Here is an 18303-nt window from a genome sequence, read left to right on the forward strand (position 1 = left end):
AATCTATATCATAATCATCATAAAGGAGCTGGAGCCCAGTGAAAGCGGAACACTTCAAGCATGCTGAACCATCCGGGCAGCAGGAACATAAGGAGGACACAGGCGGCTTGCCGTCAAGCGGATTACGCACAAACCGCGCTGAGCCGAAGGATTACTATACCTTCTGTGACGAGGAGAAGGAAGTTGAATTTAAACGGCATGATATGCCTACGCCGTGGATGAACTACCTGTCGAACGGCACCTTCCACACAATGCTGTCGCATGCGGGGGGTGGTGTGGCCTTTTATAAGTCGCCCCAGATCTGGCGGATCACCCGTTACCGTTTCTTTCATCTGCCGATGGACCGTTCGGGTCCCTATATCTATGTGCAGGATGCAAAAACGGGCGGGTACTGGTGCCCGACCAGCGAGCCCGCCTCGGACAAACCTGAGGAGTGGAAAAGCGCCCACGGCATGGGTTATACCCGCTTCGAGGCAAAGCGGGCCGGTATCGCCGCCAGGACGGTGTATTTTGTCGGGCCATACGAGAACTCGCTGATCTGGAATCTAACCTTGTCCAACCAGGGCAGTGTAGCGAAAGAACTGAAGGTTTACGCCTACGCCGAGTTCGGCATGATGGAATTTATGCGCGAGCTGCAGTGGCAATGCTACAACAAACATCAGGTTTCGGTGCAATATCATCCAGCGGAAACGCTGGTGTACCGGTACGGGGTCGAAAATCAGCCCAAACCGGAAGAGACGCCGCTGGTCTATCTGGCTTCGGATACACCGCTAGCTGGCTATGACGGCGACCGCGAGGAATTTATCGGCTGTTACCGCAGCGAATCCAACCCGGCAGCGATTGAGAACGGCGGCTGCACCGGATCGACGCTGATGGGCGGGGACCCCTGTGGTGCGCTGCAGTTCAATCTTACGCTGCAGCCGGGCGAGAGCCGCACCATCAATGTATTTCTCGGCACCGCAGCGGATGAGCAGGAAGTTGAACGGGCCGTAGCCCACTCCCGGGAAGCCGGATTTGTTGAATCCTCCTTCCGGGCGCTGAAAGAGAATTGGGCGGGCTATCTGGGAGCGTGGGAGAGCCGGCTGCCGGACAAGGACGCCGAGCGGATGATCAACATCTGGAATCCGTACCAGGCGCACCGTAACTTTCTGTTTTCACGCAACATTTCCTTTTACGCCACCGGCACGTTCCGCGGAGTGGGCTACCGGGACACCTCACAGGATATTTTGGCGGTTGTGCCCTTCGACACGGAGCTTGCCTTTGACAAGCTGCGGCTTTTGCTCGGCCAACAGTACAAGGACGGTCATGTTAACCATTATTTCTTTCCGAACGAAGGCTGGGAGCCGGTAACGAGTATCCATTCCGACGACCATTTATGGACCGCACTTGCCGCATGGGATCTGCTTGCAGAAACCGGAGATGCCGCTTTTCTGGAGGCCAAGCTGCCCTATTATGACGGCGGCGAAGGCACGGTATATGAGCATTTGAAGGCAGCGGTTGACTTTACGGCGTCGAAGCTGGGGCCTAACGGCTTCCCGCTGATGCTGCACTCGGACTGGAACGACCAGCTGTTCCGCGTATGCCGTGAGGGGCGGGGCGAAAGTATCTGGACGGCGATGCAGCTTGGAACGGTGCTGCTGCGCATGGTTGATCTTGCGGCCGCCGCAGGCCATCCGGAGCATGCCGCACAATATGAAGCCATGTATGAGGCGCAGCGTAAACTCGTCAACAGCATCGGCTGGGACGGGCAATGGTTCCGGCGGGCTATTATGGACGACGGCCGGTTCCTCGGCAGCGATGAACACGACGAGGCCAAAATCTGGCTCAATGCCCAGACTTGGGCCACGATGTCCGGCATGGCGGATGGGGATAAGGGGCTGAGGGCGATGGACAGTGTCCGCGAAATGCTGGACACGGAGCTTGGCATCAAAAAAATCCATCCTTCCATCAGCAGCTTTCCTGATCCCGCCGACCCTTTGACCAATTACAACAAGGGGACGGGGGAGAACGGAGCGGTATTCTGCCACGCCAACACTTGGGCTATTATAGCTGAATGTATGCTGGGCCGGGGAGATTTGGCCTACAAATATTACCGCCAGCTGCTGCCGAATGTGGCCATGGACAAGGCAGGGTTATGGCGTTACAAAGCAGAGCCCTACGTCTATGCCTCCAACCTGTTCGGGCCGGAGTCTGACAAGTTCGGCCTCGCCAACGTGTCCTGGCTAACCGGAACGGCTGCATGGATGTATGTCGCCGCCACCCAGTATATTCTGGGGGTGAAGCCGGTGCTGGGCGGCCTGTCCATCGAGCCTTGCATTCCAGCAGATTGGGAAGGGTTTACGGTGAAGCGGCGCTTCAGAGGCTGTGACTATGACATCACCGTTACGAACGCAAGCAAGGTCTGCAAAGGCGTCAAACAAATCACCGTTGACGGAGAACGGGTGGAGGGCAACATCCTCCCGCCGTACCCTGGACGCTCGTCCGTCAAGGTTGAAGTTTTCCTGTAGGATCCCGCTGATCTTCGCTGGCAGGCGAGGGATGGGATGCTACTGTGGTTGATCTTTTTGCTTTCAATCTAGGCGTTGTATTAGGGCGTGGACTGAGGAGACGTTATTTGTGGAAAAAAGATTGTGCGTGCAGCGTCGCGGACTGGAAAGACGTTATTTGGCCGCACAAGCAGGAAGTAACGTGCGAAATGAGGTCATAACGTCACTGGTGTCCGCAAGCACCTGAAATGTGCCGAATATCTGCAAATAGCGGCTCTGGTGTCCGAATCAGCTAGGGCAGCAGCCAAGGAAGAGAACGGGTACGTGCTGCCTCGCAATCCATCTGGAATGGTTAACTGACCCTGTTTGTCACTGCATGCACGAAAATCGCCCCTTTTTGAAATGGTTGCTCATCACTTCCATTTTACCAAGGGGCGATTTTTTGTGATTATTATGGGATTGGTGATCCAGCCTATGATAGGGATTCAGCGGATGCTTTTTCTATATTGGTCCGGTGAAATTCCTTTGATCTTTTTGAACATCTGGCTGAAATATGACGGGGAAAGATCGCCCACCTCCACAGCAATCTCCTGAATGGACTTACCGGTATTGGCCAACAGTATGCAAGCCTCTCTGACACGCCGCTGAATCAAGTATTCGGACAGGGTGATGCCGGCATATTGCTTGAACAAATGTGAAATGTGGTAAGGCGACAGATGCAAACTGGCAGCCAGCGTTTCGAGGCTGAAGGGCTGCTTGTAATGCTCGTCCAGCCAGTCGGTAATCCGTTCGACATGTGAGCCTCCACGCGACTGGATGGGATTGTCTTCGGTTTGGACATCAGACACTTGTTTTTGAAGCAAACGCATCAGCTGAAGTATCAGGAATCCGGTATCTTCTTCTTTGTTTGCGGCAGAATCATTTACGGAATGATGTAATTCCTCCAGCAAATCCAGAATCGGGGTATTATTCATGGCATAGAAAACCGGCCTCTGCAGAGTGCCCTTCCACATGTTCCGGAAAAACTTCTCAAGGAGAGGAAAAGCGGTAAGATAATGCTCCAGAAAACTGGGGTCAAAGGTCAGATTGGTCCGAATATAAGAACGGTTGGGGGCCGGAGGAACCATCACTTGGTGCAACTGATAGGGCTGGAACCAAACCAGCGTATGATCCTGAATGGGGTAGGTCTGATTCTCCACCATGATTTCTCCATGACCGTTATATATGTACAGTATCTCAATTCCTCTATGCGCGTGAAACCAATGGGATTCCTCATCTTCATATTTATACTTGTACATCAGTAGACCGGGTTCGAGCCCTTTGGGCGTATGATCGTTCCTGTTCATGAAACGCTCCCTTGCAACCATTTTTACTTACAGTATAAATAGCAGGAGATAAAAAATAAAATAGTTTAATAGAAACGCCATTAATCCTTATAGCACATCAAACCGGCAGAGCTCCGATGGGGAGCCTGCCGGTTTGCGATTACATATACGGTTGTAAGGTTGATTCAGCTTATCCGGTGCCCAAATTCACTTTAACGTTCGTACCAATATCCCGGTATTCCTTGCTCCAGCCGCATCAGCGCTTCCAGGAAAAAATAGTCACCCCAGATCATGAAATCATCGGGAGACGAATTTCCCCTGACGGAATAGGAACCATGCCTCAGAAAACCCTCCTCAGTCTGACTGCCGGCAGTGAAATAGCGTTTCACCAGGGAAGCTATAGATTTGTGGACCGCTTCGTCGAGGAATGCCCGATCCGGATCATCTTCCGGCAAGTGTTCAAGCAGCTCAAGGATACCGCACACAAAGATAGCGGAAGCCGAGCTGTCGCGGGGGGTGTCCTGCCCTTGCGGAGCATCGAAATCCCAGTACGCAACATAATCCTCCGGAAGCTGCTCCAGAAAATAACGGGCAAGCCGTTTTGAGGTATCCAGGAAATATGGTTCTTTGAGATGGCGGTAAGCTAAGGCAAAGCCATACACCCCCCATGCCTGTCCCCGCGTCCAAGTGGAACCGTCTTGGAAACCCTGTTCTGTTCCTCCGCGGATAGCATTTCCCGTTACCTGATCAAAATAAAAAGTATGGTAGGAAGAGTCATCTCCCCTCACCAGGAACCGGCGGCTTTTCTCAGCCTGAATGCTGGCATAGTCGGCATAGCTGTGGTCCCCGGTCTGTTCAGTAGCCCAATAGAGCAGAGGGAGATTCATCAGGCAGTCAATGATAATCCGGCCCCCGTTGGCATCATCGCCTTCCGGTCCCCAGGCTTGAAACAGCTGCGGGGCAGACCGCCAGCGTTTCATCAGAATATCGGCTGCATGCAGCGCCAGCAGACGGGAGTCTTCATCCTTATCGACAATCCAGCGGGCCTTCGCGGACAACGAGTATAAAAAGCCGATGTCATGATGATCGAGTCCCTGTTCAGACTCCAAGCGTTTTTTGAGAGAGTCCACACTTTTGATGGCTGCAGCATGAATCTCCGGGTCCTTGCTGTATTCGTAGCTCAGCCATAATATCCCGGACCAGAATCCTTCCGTCCAGCTGGTATGGTCAGTTAAATGATATTTGCCGTCCCCAAGACTTACGATGGGAAATTGGTCTCCGAAGCGCTTGATGTTAAGGCGGGTGGTGGCCAACGTTTGTTCAATCGCCGATTTCCAGTTCATAATAACCTCCATAGTATCGCTCAATTGTTCTTATGTTTATTATAAGCCAATCATTTTGTTGATTTGTTGTGCAAGTTCTTAGGTAAGTTGCGGATTAAGCGCAATTCAAATGATATATAAAAAGCACGGTACAATCTTTAATTTAGAGTAAGACGCACTTTTTGCATTATGCTACGATTTGGGGTGAGAAAGGGGGCGGCTTTCCATAGTTGTAAGCGCTTAACTTGTCTAACCCAAATTCATACAAAGGAGTGTAACGCATGAGTAAAATGATTAAACAGGTCTTCTCGTTAGTACTGGCGGCGAGTCTGCTTATTCCGTTAGGCTGTCTTGCTCCGGTTGCGCAAGCTGCAACACCGAAACTGGAAGTCACGAAAACGGTTTATCACGAAACCTTTGCGGCTGGTGCAGGCAAAGCTGTTCAATCGGGAGGTGCCAGCCTGACGGCTGTTACCGGCAAGTCTTTTGCAGGCAATGCAGACGGAGCGGCTTTATACGTGAGCAACAGAGTAAACAACTGGGACGCGGCTGATTTCAAATTCAGCGAGCTCGGCCTGGAAAACGGAAAAACCTACACGGTGACTTCAATTGTTTATGTGGATGCAAATGTGAATCTGCCCACCGGCGCGAGTGCTGCACTTCAAACTGTGAACAGCTATGGAAATTATGCGGAAGTGAATTTTGAAGCGGGCAAAGCCGTTACTCTGACTAAGGAATTTACCGTCGATACAAGCACAGATCAGGCCTTGCGTATGAACTCCAACAAAGCAGGGGCCGAGGTTTCTTTCTATATCGGAGACCTTCTCATCACCGAGAAAGCCACTTCGGACGGTGGAGAAGGACCGCCCAGAGAACCGGCTTTACCGTTCACTGCCATCACCTTTGAGGATCAGACTACCGGCGGTTTTGGAGGCAGAGCCGGGACTGAGAAGCTGACTCTTACAGATACAGAGAATCATACTGAGGATGGTTCCTATGCCTTGAAAGTAGAGTGCAGAACAGCTACGTGGCATGGGCCGTCCTTGCGTGTGGAGAAGTATGTGGACCAGGGCAGCGAATATAACATTTCGGCCTGGGTCAAGCTGATCGAACCCGCAAGCTCGCAGCTGCAGCTGTCCACGCAGACCGGGACTGGGAGCAGCGCGAATTATGTAGCTCTTTCCCCCAAAACAATCAGTGCCAGCGACGGTTGGATTAAATTTGAGGGAAGCTACCGCTATAACAGCGTGGGCGGCGAATATTTAACCATCTATGTCGAGAGCGCCAATAACGCAGCGGCATCTTTCTATATCGACGACATCCATTTTGAGAAAACAAGCACAGGTCCAATCGCCATACAAAAGGACCTCATTCCTGTAAAGACTGCCTATCAAAATGATTTTTTGATCGGCAACGCGATAACAGCCGAGGATCTGGAAGGTGTACGGCTGGAGCTGCTTAAAATGCATCACAATGCCGCTACCGCAGGAAACGCGATGAAACCGGATGCGCTGCAGCCGGCGAAGGGCAATTTTACCTTTGACGCTGCGGATTCCATGGTTGCTAAGGTACGGGCTGAAGGGATGTTGATGCATGGGCATGTGCTGGTATGGCATCAGCAATCTCCCGTGTGGATGAATACGACAAAGGATGCTGAAGGAAATAGCCTTCCCTTAGGGCGGGACGAAGCGCTCGCAAATCTGCAGACCCATATTAAAACGGTCGTGGAACATTTCGGTGATAAGGTGATCTCTTGGGATGTCGTGAACGAAGCGATGAGCGATAATCCGGGTAATCCGGCAGATTGGGAAACCTCGCTGCGTCAATCCCCTTGGAAGAGTGCCATTGGCACAGATTATGTAGAGCAGGCCTTCCTGGCGGCAAGAGAAGTGCTGGACCAACATCCAGATTGGAATATCAAGCTGTACTACAACGATTACAACGAAGATAACCAGAATAAAGCGGCAGCCATTTATAACATGGTCAAAGCCATCAATGATAGGTATGCGCTTACACATCCGGGAAAACGTCTCATCGACGGCGTCGGCATGCAGGGGCACTACAGTGTCAACACCAATCCTGAAAACGTAAAGCTGTCACTTGAGAAGTTTATTTCCTTAGGCGTAGAAGTAAGCGTCACCGAGCTTGATATTCAGGCTGGGAGCAACAATCAGCTTTCCGGGAAGCTTGCGAATGCCCAGGGCTATTTATACGCGCAATTGATGGAGCTCTTCAAAACTCACGCCGCAAATATAAAGCGTGTTACCTTCTGGGGCTTGGACGACCATACGAGCTGGCGAGCTTCTGCTAATCCGTTATTATTCGATAAGAACCTGCAGGCCAAGCCGGCTTACTACGGGGTTATCAACCCCGGTAAATTTATGGAGGAGCATAAACCTGATTCTACCGGCGCAAACCAATCGACCGCTGTTTATGCTTCACCTGTAGTTGACGGGACGGTTGATGCTGTCTGGAGCAAGGCGGCGGAGTTGCCGGTGAATCGGTACCAGATCGCATGGCAGGGCGCGGCCGGAGTGGCCAAAACCCTCTGGGATGATCAAAATCTGTATGTTTTGATTCAGGTCAGCGACGCGCAGCTGGACAAGAGCAGTAAGAACGTATGGGAACAGGATTCCGTCGAAATCTTCCTGGATGAAAACAATGGGAAGACGACGTTCTATCAAGACGATGACGGACAGTTCAGAGTCAATTTTGATAACGGGACTTCCTTCAATCCGGCTGGGATCGCTGGCGGATTCGAATCATCGACCAAGGTTACCGGAACCAACTACACAGTTGAAGTAAAGATTCCGTTTAAAAAAATCTCAGCAAGCAACGACAAAAAGATCGGTTTCGACGTACAGATTAATGACGCCAAAGACGGGGCCCGGCAAAGTGTTGCCGCATGGAATGATACAACCGGCAATGGTTATCAGGACACCTCCGTTTACGGTGTGCTTACGCTTACGGGTAAACCCGGCCAATCGAACGAGGGCGGCAACAGCAACAATAACAACAGTAATAACAGTAACAGTAGCAACGGATCAATTCCGCAGGCAGGAAACGTTGAGAGCAAAGATGGCGTGGTGACGATCAAACCGGAAGTGAAGACCGAAAGCGGAGGGGCGAAGGCAGCGATTTCGGGCGATCACCTGAAAAAAGCCCTTGAGCAAGCTACTCCGGCAGCATATGGACGGAAACAGATCATAGTCGAAGTGCCGAAGCAAGCAAACGTCTCCTCATATGAAGTGCAGTTGCCTACTCAAAGCTTGAAGAGTCAGGAAAACTATGTACTTTTGATAAAAACAGACTTAGCAGCTATCGAGGTTCCGAGCAATATGCTGTCCAGTGCTACAGTAAATACTGACACCGTGTCCATCCGTGTAAATCAGGCCTCAATAAACAATTTGAATACGGTAGCCCGTGATAGGATTGGCAATCGTCCGGTAATGGAGCTGAACGTTATAGCTGGCGGCCAGGCAGTGGCATGGAACAACCCGAATGCGCCTGTAAAGGTAACCGTTCCTTACAAGCCGACAGTGGAAGAGCTGGGCCACACGGATTTGCTCGTCGTTTGGTACCGTGCAGCCAATGGCAGCATGATATCTATCCCGAACGGCCGTTATGACGCCGCAAGCGGAGCACTTGTGTTCCAAACGACTTATTTTGGCACCTACGCGGCTGCGTATAACCCTATGAGCTTTGAGGATATAGAGAACCTGTCTTGGGCAAAGCAGGCTGTTGCTGCCATGGCTGCCCGGGATATCGTCAAAGGAACCTCAAAGACCAGCTTCTCCCCGGAGACAGCGATGAATAGAGCAGACTTCACCGCGCTTCTTGTGCGAGCCCTTGAATTGAAGGGTACAGATCAGGATAGTGATGCCTTCAGTGATGTTCAGAAAGATGCTGATTATAGAAATGAACTTGCCATTGCGAAGCAATTAGGCATCGTTAGTGGCTATGAAGGCAACATGTTCAAGCCAAACAGTGAGCTTTCCCGCCAGGATATGATGGTGATCGCTTACCGCGCACTGGCGGCAGCCGGCAAAAAGGCCAGTGGCAGCGCATCTTTGGAAACCTATCAGGATGCAGACCGGATTGCTGATTATGCCAGAGACAGCCTGGCGGCTCTGGTGAAATTGGGAATTGTCAGCGGCAAAGACGGCAAGCTTGCACCGGACGATACACTCACCCGCGCTGAAGCGGCAGTTATTGTGTATCGCATTTGGAATTTGTAATCTGTATTTACAGCTTTTAACCTAAACAGCCAGCCGCCGGGGAATTTCCGGTGACTGGCTGTTTTTTTGCTGTGATTTACCAGTATTTCATCAATGAATAAAGATTCTATCTTTGATACAATTCTAAAATTGAAGTTCATAGGAGGAATCTCGTGAAGGCGATATTAGGTAGATTCATCATAGCCGCCGCCGCCGTCATTTGCTCGATAAGCATGTTTTGTCAGCATATATTGGCCGATGGACGGCTGCCTTTTGATGATATAAACACAAGCTATGCCCAAAAAGAGATCATAAATTTATATAATAAAAAGCTTATTACAGGAACCTCGTTGACGAGTTTCTCACCAGCAAAGTCTATGACCAGAGCAGAATTTATTACTGTGCTGGAACGTTTGCTAAAGCTTGATCCAGTGGCTAGTCCAGTAACCGCTTTTACAGATGTTGTAATGAATGAATGGTATTACGGTCCAATTCAGGCGGCTGTTCAGCTGAACCTGGCAAGTGGAACCTCGGAGACTACCTTTGCACCAAAGAGAGCAGTTACAAGACAAGAGGCAGCTGTTTGGATGGCTGGTGCATTGCAACAAACGAACAGCAAAACCGCTAATCTGACAGCATATAAGGATAGTGATCATATTGCTGCTTGGGCTGGTAATTCTGTTGCCGCCGTTAGTAAGCTAGGATTAATGAAGGGCGATGAAACAGGATATTTTCGTCCAGCGGATGCAATTACCAGGCAGGAAGCAACTGTACTTATTTATCGGGTGCTGCAAAATAAAAGCTGGGCCGCAGAGCTTGAGAACGAGCCGCAAAAACAGATTGTTATCGGCTGGCAGTATGGACAAACAACCGCAGAGTATAAGAGCACTATTCTGAAATCGAATGTGAACATCTTGTCTCCACGGTGGTATTTTGTAGGGGGAACTGGGATTGTAACGGATTCAACGGAAATCCCGCTTGTTTCGTGGGCAAAGACGAAGGACAAAGAAATTTGGGCGATGGTCGGTAACCGGTCCGATCAAGAAGCTACTCATCTAATGTTATCTAGCATAACAGCAAGGAATACTGTAATAACCCAATTAGCAGCGATAGTAAGTAAATATGGCCTTGATGGGCTAAATATAGATTTTGAGAATGTAAAGGCAACGGACCGGAAATATTTGACAGCTTTTATTACCTTATTAGCAGAAAGATTGCATGGCGTTAATGCTACGCTGTCAATAGATGTATCGCCTGATCTTGGTACGGATTGGACGGAGGCATTTGACTACGCTGCGCTTGGCAAACAAGTGGATTATGTAGTAATGATGGGCTACGACGAGCATTACGGTGGAAGTGTCAATCCAGGCTCTAATGCTTCGCTTCCCTATATCACAAACGCACTCGAAACCTTGCTAAAGGTTGTATCAAATGACAAGGTCATATTGGCACTGCCATTTTATAACCGGGACTGGATGTTAAAGCCAAATGGAACAGTTTTATCCTCCGGATTCATTACGTTCACTGAGCAAAATCAGAGGATCAATACCTATTCGATGAAACCGCTATGGAATGAATCATTGGCTCAATATGTTGCCGGCTATACGAACAATGCTATGCAACACATGATTTGGATTGAGGACGGGCGCTCTTTAATTGCCAAATATCATTTTGCTGTTACTAAAAATTTAGCGGGAGTGGCCTACTGGTACATAGGCGGGGAAAGTCCAGATATTTGGACAAGCCTGAGTAATGCGGAGCAATATTACAGTTATTCCTTCTTAACCAATAAAACCCCTTGATTCATTAAGGGGTTTAGCTTGACGGAAAACTCTTGCCTACTGATAGTTTCTTATGGTATATTTTAGGTGTCACTTAACAATCTAAACGTTTAACAAGACGTTAGCGGCATAGAATAGGAGAATTACAATGAGTAAAACCAGTATTAAGCATATCGCTGCTAAAGCCAATGTTTCGATTGCTACAGTCTCCTATGTGCTTAATGGTACCCGCAATGTCCGTCCAGAAACGCGTCAGCGAGTCGTTGAAGCGATTGAGGAGCTGAATTACAAACCCAACGATATTGCCAAGAGTCTCAAGCTCAACCGTACGAATACGATCGGTGTTATCGCGGAGGATGTGACGGTGTTTAATGCACCCGAGATTATCGATGGTATCAATGATTTTGGCGATCGGCATGATCTGCATATTTTACTGGTTAACCTTCGTCTAAATAAACGTATCGGCCGTAATTTTGCTGATATAGAGGCATACCGGAAGTACGCTGCCAATGCTGTGTCCGAGCTGCTCAGCAAGCAGGTGGACGGGATTATCTATATCGGTGTACATACCCGTGACCTAACCGGACTAATCGATGCAGATGACAAACCTATTGTATATACCTACGGTTATACACGGGACGACATTTCCATACATTATAACGACGAACAGGCTTCTTATGAGGCCATGTCCCATCTGGTCGCGAAGGGTCACAGCAGAATCGCGGTCATTAGCGGGCTGATGGATTCCATTCCGTCCAGACAACGGCTGAACGGTTATTATCGGGCGATTACCGACTTTGAACTGCCCTTTGATCCTTTATTGATCAAGATGGGGGACTGGGAGCGGGAATCCGGATATGTCCTGACCGGCGAGCTGTTATCTCTGCCGGAGCCGCCGACGGCTATCCTCTCTATGAATGATGTTATGGTGGTAGGGGTATTACAGGCAGCCGATGAAAGAGGCGTTAAGGTTCCGGAGGACTTGTCGGTGATTGGCTTCGATAACCGGGAATTCAGCGATTATCTGCGCCCGCGGATTACGACGATGGAACTTCCGCTGCACGAGATGGGCTATCAGGCCATAGAGAGCTTGTACAATGTGATCAATGGGAACGAGTCGGCGCCACTGATTATGCCGGAATGCCGGTTAATCGAGCGTGACTCTGTAGCTGCTGTAAACGATGTGAGATAAAGCCGATGTCTCACATCATATTTTTTTCATTTATCTAAACGTTTAGATTATGAGGCAGGACGCGAAAGAGGTGATGGCGATGACGTTTCTCAGCAATGCAAAATACAGAATGGAGCTTAGCGCCCGGGGAGCCATGCAGTCCCTGGTTATGCAGGAAGATCCCGCCGTAATGAACTGGGTGGTTGATCCCGTTTATCTGCAACAGGCAGGATATGAAGACGAGGATAAGTTGTTCGGGGAATGGACGCTCGAACTGAATGGGAAGATCATACGCAGTGTGGATCTTAAGCCGATTGTGATCCAGGAGGGAGAGCATCGTGCTGCTGTTGAGTTTGATGTTTTTTCGGTAACGATCCGCTTCGTGTATACACTGGAGGAGGAACGCTTCAGGTGGAGTATCGAATTGTCCAACCGCTCCGCACAAGCTGTACGGATTAACGGGCTGCATGTATGGTTCTCGCTGGCCTATATCATGTTCAGGGATGAGAACGTGCTGCGCAATATGGGTGAATCGTGTGCAGTGTTCACTCATCTGGGCGGAGACTTCACCAAGTTCGCCGCTATCAGGCGCAGCAATGAGGCGCCACACTTGGGTATTTATCAGACTGGAGGCAGAACAGTCACGGCAGGCTCCTATTGCCGTTATAGTAACCGCTTTCTTGAGCAGGTATCACCTTCGTTGGACGGCTTGCTGTATCATCGGCTGTCGCTGGTGGAGGATGGAGCTTCAATGCCCGCCTCAGCAGCTGCGGATTGGATCTATGGTAACGCTTACCATGCACTGGATCTGGAGCCCGGGCAGACTTCCAGCTGGGAGTATGTATTCCTCCCTTGCCAGGATCAGGATGATTTCTACCGCCAGGGAGCTGCGTTTGGCCACCCGCACTGGAGCTATACGCCTGTGCTGACGCAGGGCGGAATCTTCCAGGCTGAGGTTGGGATAACGCAGGAACAGTCTATACGTGAAATCCGCCTATTCAGCGCTCCACCTGGAACGGAGGAGATCCGCCGCGAAGATATTACAGATCAGGCGATTCCGGTAAAAGGAGAGAATGGCAGGTTTACTCTTACGCTGCTTCGTCCGGCGCCTGGTGAGCACAAGCTTGAGCTGGTGTTTGAAGACGGACGCAGCGACATCCTGGTGTGGAACGTGCTGGAGCCGATCGACATTATGCTGGAGAAACGGGCAGAATGGCTGGTAGCCCATAGCTATGGAAGCGCAGATGGAGTCGGACGCCCCTACGCTTTCCGTCCCTTGTCCAATCAGGGAGAATCACTTGGCAAGCTGACCTTCCTGCTGATGAAGAACAGCATGTCGGCGGCAGTGCCGGAGCAGGTTGAGAAGGCCGAGGCTGCTGCAGTGCTGGATATGAAGCTCCATTGGTTCGAGGATGGCGATTTCACTCGGCCGCGCCCCTTGTATGGAGGGTTCTACCGGATTTATGATCTGGATTATATTGCGCATGTTTTCTACCTGCTGTCGAGAATGGATGCTGCGCTGCTGAGGCTGCATCCGCCACGGCTTTATCTGGAGTGGGCTGCCGAAGTGATATGCCTGCGTCTGAACCCGGACTGCCATTCCAGGCAGCGAGAGAAGGAAGAGGCGGGGCTGAACGGCATTTTCACCCTATATATTCAAGACTTGCTGCAGGCACTTGAGGAAGAGGGACTTGTGGAATGGCAGGAGCAATTACAGCAGTTATGGGAGCAGTTCGGCCGGAATCTGCAGACAGAAGTACAGCAATACGGCGGGGCAATTACGGAACACTTCTATGATAACGCAGGGTTTGGCCCTACCTGTGAAACGCTGTGCCATCTTGGGAATCTGGACGAAGCGGAACGCTACGGACAGCTGATTCTGGCGAACATCGGGTTCAGTAATGACTACAGGGTCCAGAACCCGGACCGCTGGTGGGAAGCCCTGTCTTCCATGATCCATTCCTTATGGGGGGGATTAGTATCCGGCTCGGCGCGGGTTGCCTACGAGCATTTGGGCAATCCCGAATATTTGGAGGCAGCTTACCGTTCTACAATGGCCGTGTTCAATTGTTATGACTGGAATGTGCGCTCCACTCCGCGCCGCTTGCAGCCGGGAGAGGCGGCCTCAACTTACAGTGTGGCTGCACCTAATCTGAATATGCCGGAGCTATCGAGGAACAGGTTCGGACAGTCGGTATTTGTAGCAAGCAGTGATCCGTTATTCGCCTCGCTGTTCTCCACTGTATCCGGAGATGATTGGGACATGGGTGAAGAGCTGGTTGCCTACTTATTGGGCTTTGGGACAACCGCCTACCTCTATAGAGACAGCAGCGGCAAGCTGCGTTGTGTTAACGGTTATGTTACCGAAGAGGCCGACGGCTGGACAATTACCAGCTATGCGGCGTACCCTTCCAGATACCTGCTGCTTGAAGACAAGGTGGGTTTCCGCTCCGGGCAAGGCCAACTGCAGCGCCAAGTAAGACTTCAAGGCGGCGTCTTCAGCGCTTGTCCATAATCGCCGGCAGAAGCGGCAGAATGGGACAGGCTACCTAACGGACAAACCCGTGAAGCTTTTAGATTAAACGTTTAACTTTGTATAATCGAAATAAATATAAGTGAACTTGGAAAATCGACATTAGGTCTCACAAGTTCATTCTATATAGATTTAAAAGAAAAGGGAGGCAACAAACATGAAGTTTGGTAAACGCACTCTGGTTCTATCACTGGCATTAACAATGGTCTTCGCTTCGCTGGCCGGCTGTTCGGGGAAAGGAGAGAAAAACACGGGCAACAATGCCGCCAAAGCCACAGAAAAAGCCGCGAATGATAAGGGAGGCACGTCCGGCAAGGATATTACGCTTGAACTATTGTATTGGGGCGATGACGCGCAGAAGAAGCTGGTGGAAGAGGCTGCAGAGAAATATACAGCAGACACCGGAGTTAAGATCAATGCGCAAGTGCTGCCGGCTGACGGAACCTTTGATACTTTCATTCAGACCCGCCTAGCCTCCGGTCAACTGCCGGATATCAGCTACATGGGCGAGGGGGATATTCAAAAATACAATGAAATGGGCATTCTCGAAGACATTAGTGATCTGCTTGCTGATGGTTCGATACCGGAGAAATTGGCAGCGATTACAATCCATTCTCCGGAGCAAAAAGTTATCGGTGTCGGCCTCTCTAACCAACTGGAGCTGCTGTACTACAGTAAAGCAAAGTTCGATGCTGCGGGCATCGCCTATCCGCCATCCAAGGTTGAGGATGCCTGGGATTGGGACACCTTCGTGAGCAATGCCAAGAAGCTGACCACTGATACCAAAGGCAAAACGGCCGCAGATGAGGGGTTCAACGCTTCATTGACAGAGAATTACGGCATCGGGTTTACCGCAGGACGTGAGTTCCATCACTTCTGGGCAGCCAATGCGAACGGAGGCGGTATTGTATCCCCGGACGGCAAGGAGTTTCTGTGGGATTCGCCCAAATCGGTTGAGGGTATCCAGAAGCTGGCCGATCTTATCAACAAGGACAAGGTAGCCTCGCCCTTCAATTATTCATGGACTACCGGCGCCGGTTCGGTCATTGATGCGCTGAGCGGCGGCTATGCGATGGCGGTCAGCGGCTCGTGGGATTTGGCTAACATCAAAGGCAACGATGATATCGGTGTCGGTGTGTTGCCAAAGATGGAGCAAGCCGTAACGATGAACGCAGGTGCTCCACTGGTAGTTTACAATACCTCCAAGCATATTGAGGAAGCCAAGAAATTCTACGCTTACATGGTGAACCCGGAGAATGCCCTGGATCTGCTCAAGAGCGGAGCATGGCTGCCTAACCAAGCCGACTGGTATACCGACCCTGCCCTCATTGAGAAATGGACTGCCGATCTTCCGGCAAGTGCCAAAGAAACGATTCTCAGTTATTCCACAACCAAGGATTCCATTGCACAGTGGCCTGCTTATTATGTTCCGGCTTATCTTAAGATGAATACGGAATACGAGAAATCCATCGACAAGGCGCTGACCGGTCAGAAGAGCGTCAAGGACATCTACGATGAGATTATGCCAACGATTAAGAAACTGTGGGAAAGCGGAAAGGTTTCGTAATTAAAGCTTATTTTCAAAGAGAGGGCTATGGCTTATGAATCCAGAGAGCAAGACCGGCACGGCACCCAACTATGTTAAAAAGCCTGCCAAAGGCGCCACCAAGGAAGCGGTCGCCGGATATTTATTTGCAGCACCCGCGATTATCGGCTTTTTGGTGCTGACCCTGTATCCGATGTTGGCCAGCTTGTTCTACAGCTTTCACAAAATCACGGTGATGAGCGGCGGGCAGGTGATGGAATGGATCGGGCTGGACAACTTCAGATATATTTTCAGCAATCCAAGCTCCGAGTTCAAAAAATCAATCACGGTCACCCTGATTTACGCCTTTATCAACGTAGCGCTTGTTATTGCCTTCTGTCTGCTGGTCGCGCTATTGCTGAACCGCAAGTTTCTCGGCAGAAATATGCTGCGGGCGGTCTTCTTCCTGCCCTCGGTCATTCCGATGCTGGCGACCACGATTGTCTGGCAGATGCTGCTGCAGAATCAGGCCAAGGGCGGTTTGGTCAACTGGCTGCTGCTGCAGCTGGGCATAGCGCCTTTAGACTTCCTGACAGACCCGGTGCGGATCTTCGAGACGTTGTTTATTATGAGCTTGTGGACATGCGGGGGCACGATTGTTGTCTTCATTGCTACCTTGCAGGACGTTCCCGGTGAACTGCTGGAGGCGATCGAGATGGACGGGGGCAATGCCTGGCACAAGTTCCAGAAGGTCACCTACCCGACGATCAAGCCAGTACTCTTTTTCCAATTGATTATGTGCATGATGACCTCTATCCAGATTTATACCCAGAGTGTGGTGTTATCCAGAAACGGTGCACCGGACCGGATGACTTATTTCATCAATGTTATGATTTATGATCATTCCTTTGTGCAGGTGGGGATGCGCGGGCTGGCGTCTGCTGAGGCTTGGGTCGTCTTCCTGATCACATTGGTCATTACGGTTATTCTGTTCTATTTCCAGGGCGCGCTCAAGAAGGATGATTCGATGGGCAAAAGAAAGCGGGTGAGATAATGGCAGTATCTGCGACTGTAAAATATTCAAGTCTTAAGAGAGCAAAGAACAAAACAAAAGCGGTGAACGTCATACTCATCCTACTCTCCTGCCTGCTCGCTTTGGTATTCGCCTTTCCGCTTTATTGGCTGCTGCGCGGCGCATTCGTTAACCATTCAGAGATTCTGGCGCGCCCGCCAGTATTTATCCCCAGTGAGCCGGGCTTTGATAATTTCCGGCTGGGGCTTGAGCGCATCCAGTTTCTGCGGCAGCTCTGGAACTCAGTCTCGATTGTGGTGCCTTATGTAATCGGAACAGTGCTGACCACAAGTTTTGCCGGTTATGCTTTTGCCAAGCTGCGGTTCCCGCTGCGCGGGATGTGGTTCGTGCTCGTAATCAGCACCATGATGCTGCCAAGCGCTGTAACCCTGCTGCCGCAATATTCCCTGTATACCTCCTTGGGGCTGGCCGGCAAGCCAGCACTTATTATTCCCGCATTTTTCTGCGCAGGCGGCAATGCATACTTTGTCTTTTTGCTCCGGCAATTTTTCACGACCATTCCGCTTGAACTCAGTGAAGCGGCTAAGATTGACGGTGCGGGTTATTTCCGTATTTACTCCCGCATCATGCTGCCGCTCATTCGTCCGGCCATGATTGTTGTGGCCCTGTTCAGCTTCATCAACTGCTGGAATGAATTTTTCTATACGATGATTTATTTGAAGACGGAAGCGGATTATACGCTGCCAATGGGTCTGTATATTGTGAACGGAATGCGCATTCCGAATTATGAACAGGTTATGGCGCTCGCTCTGGTCGTTACGGCTCCCTGCCTGGTGTTCTTCCTGATTGGCAACAAATATTTTGTGGAAGGTATTGCGTTGACAGGAATCAAGGGATAAAAAGGAGGAGA

At 50.5% G+C, this 18303-nt stretch carries 10 protein-coding genes; 8 read left to right on the plus strand and 2 right to left on the minus strand.

Annotation, left to right across the window (positions count from 1 at the left end; genetic code table 11):
- Positions 1 to 38 precede the first annotated feature (38 nt).
- A complete protein-coding gene (locus NST99_RS08670) occupies positions 39 to 2507 on the plus strand; it encodes a GH36-type glycosyl hydrolase domain-containing protein (RefSeq protein ID WP_341091094.1) in 2469 nt (822 codons plus the stop codon).
- Between the two features lie 464 nt (positions 2508 to 2971).
- Here NST99_RS08670 and NST99_RS08675 read toward each other — a convergent pair whose 3' ends face one another.
- Both NST99_RS08675 and NST99_RS08680 read right to left on the minus strand, forming a co-directional pair.
- Positions 2972 to 3832, minus strand: a complete 861-nt coding sequence (locus tag NST99_RS08675; RefSeq protein ID WP_341091096.1) for an AraC family transcriptional regulator — start codon at positions 3830 to 3832, stop codon at positions 2972 to 2974.
- 191 nt (positions 3833 to 4023) lie between these two features.
- Positions 4024 to 5154: a glycoside hydrolase family 88 protein gene (locus NST99_RS08680; protein ID WP_341091098.1), complete on the minus strand. Its 1131-nt coding sequence runs from the start codon at positions 5152 to 5154 to the stop codon at positions 4024 to 4026.
- A gap of 260 nt (positions 5155 to 5414) precedes the next feature.
- Here NST99_RS08680 and NST99_RS08685 point away from each other — a divergent pair, with 260 nt between their 5' ends.
- The 7 genes from NST99_RS08685 to NST99_RS08715 all read left to right on the plus strand — a co-directional run bounded on the left by NST99_RS08685 (position 5415) and on the right by NST99_RS08715 (position 18292).
- A complete protein-coding gene (locus NST99_RS08685) occupies positions 5415 to 9371 on the plus strand; it encodes an endo-1,4-beta-xylanase (protein WP_341091100.1) in 3957 nt (1318 codons plus the stop codon).
- A gap of 152 nt (positions 9372 to 9523) precedes the next feature.
- A complete protein-coding gene (locus tag NST99_RS08690; RefSeq protein ID WP_341091101.1) occupies positions 9524 to 11152 on the plus strand; it encodes an S-layer homology domain-containing protein in 1629 nt (542 codons plus the stop codon).
- A 127-nt stretch (positions 11153 to 11279) separates the two neighbouring features.
- On the plus strand, positions 11280 to 12323 hold the full coding sequence (locus NST99_RS08695) for a LacI family DNA-binding transcriptional regulator (protein WP_341091102.1): 1044 nt from the start codon (positions 11280 to 11282) through the stop codon (positions 12321 to 12323).
- Positions 12324 to 12372: 49 nt separating this feature from the next.
- Positions 12373 to 14817: a hypothetical protein gene (locus NST99_RS08700; RefSeq protein WP_341091105.1), complete on the plus strand. Its 2445-nt coding sequence runs from the start codon at positions 12373 to 12375 to the stop codon at positions 14815 to 14817.
- A gap of 175 nt (positions 14818 to 14992) precedes the next feature.
- Positions 14993 to 16402, plus strand: coding sequence for an extracellular solute-binding protein (locus NST99_RS08705; RefSeq protein ID WP_341091106.1), 1410 nt, complete (start codon positions 14993 to 14995; stop codon positions 16400 to 16402).
- A gap of 34 nt (positions 16403 to 16436) precedes the next feature.
- Entirely contained in the window at positions 16437 to 17414 is a 978-nt protein-coding gene (locus NST99_RS08710) for a carbohydrate ABC transporter permease (RefSeq protein ID WP_052091926.1), read from the plus strand.
- Complete coding sequence (locus NST99_RS08715) at positions 17414 to 18292, plus strand: carbohydrate ABC transporter permease (protein ID WP_076113582.1); 879 nt, start codon at positions 17414 to 17416, stop codon at positions 18290 to 18292. The genes NST99_RS08710 and NST99_RS08715 overlap by 1 nt, the downstream gene beginning before the upstream one ends.
- The last annotated feature ends 11 nt before the right edge of the window (positions 18293 to 18303 follow it).

The sequence above is a fragment of the Paenibacillus sp. FSL L8-0470 genome (assembly GCF_038008625.1).
GTDB lineage: Bacteria > Bacillota > Bacilli > Paenibacillales > Paenibacillaceae > Paenibacillus_AQ.